This window comes from Emticicia sp. BO119, assembly GCF_013912375.1.
GTDB lineage: Bacteria > Bacteroidota > Bacteroidia > Cytophagales > Spirosomataceae > Emticicia.
This window is the reverse complement of the sequence record NZ_JACETV010000024.1, coordinates 1-1,405: the sequence shown is the minus strand read 5'-3', so window position 1 is coordinate 1,405 and position 1,405 is coordinate 1. Positions and strand designations below refer to the sequence as shown.

The 1,405-nt window shown below is 43.2% G+C and carries 1 pseudogene; it reads right to left on the bottom strand.

Features of this window, described 5'->3' with window-relative positions:
- Nucleotides 1-1,405 (bottom strand): annotated as a pseudogene (locus H1R81_RS27240) (hypothetical protein); the annotation flags it as partial.

Below are 1,405 nucleotides of genomic sequence, written 5' to 3'. Positions count from 1 at the left end.
ATTACACAAACTATTAGTATTGGTTGCTATGGTTGGTGCTGGTGGTGTTGTACCTGTCGTAATTGTTATCACATTCGATGCTCCACTGGTTCCACAACTATTGCTACAGGTTGCACTATAAGTACCTGCAGTCGTTACATTGATACTTGTGCCTGTCGAACTGTTGCTCCATTTCACCGTTCCATTACAGCCTGTCGCTGTCAAGGTCGCTGTCTCACCATTACACAAACTCAGCTTGTTGCTCGCTATCGTCGGTGCTGGTGGTGTTGTACCTGTCGTAATGGTTATTACATTCGATGCTCCACTGGTTCCACAACTATTGCTACAGGTTGCATTATAAGTTCCTGCAGTCGTTACTGTGATACTTGCTCCTGTGGCATTATTGCTCCATTTTACTGTTCCATTACAACCAGTCGCTGTCAAAGTTGCCATCTCATTGCTACATAGGCTTGCTTTATCGCTCGAGATTATTGGTGCAACTGGTGTATTGCCTGTCGTGATAGTTATCACATTCGATGCTCCACTGGTTCCACAACTATTGCTACAGGTTGCATTATAAGTTCCTGCAGTCGTTACTGTGATACTTGTTCCTGTGGCATTATTGCTCCATTTTACTGTTCCAAGGCATCCGTTTGCTGTTAAAGTTGCACTGGCTCCATTACATAAACTGTTGCTGGTTGTAATAATTGTTGGTGGTATAGGAGTACTTCCTGTAATAATTACTACCGGCAAAGAATCTACACTTTCACCACAACTATTGCTACACGTCGCACTGTATGTACCAGCAACATTTACTATTATACTTGTGCCTGTTGCTGTTGTACTCCATTTTACCGTTCCACTACAACCTGTCGCAGTCAAAGTTGCACTGGCTCCGTTACATAAAGTATTGTTATTGGCAGCTACAACTGGTGCATTTGGCGTATTACCAGTTACAATGGTTGCTACATTGGATGTACTGCTTGTACCACAAGAGTTAATACATACCGCACTATAAGTACCTGCAATAGACACTACTAAACTACTACCTGTTGCATTTGTATTCCATTTTACTGTTCCACTACAGCCATTTGCAGTTAAAGTTACACTTGCACCATTACATAAATTGCTATTAGCAGGTGTTATTACTGGTGCTGATGGTGTGTCTCCAGGGGTGATCGTTATCACATTTGATGCATCACTCGTCCCACAGACAGTCTCACATCTGGCATTGTAAGTGCCTGTTGTATTGACAATAATACTTGTTCCTGTTGTACCATTACTCCATACCACTGTCCCATTACAGCCTGTCGCTGTCAAGGTAGCTTCTTCTCCTACACATAGCTTATCCTTGCTGGTCGCTATCGTTGGCTTGGTCGGTTTTGGTAACAGATGTATCACCAGTGGAGTCGTCGCCGAAGCACTG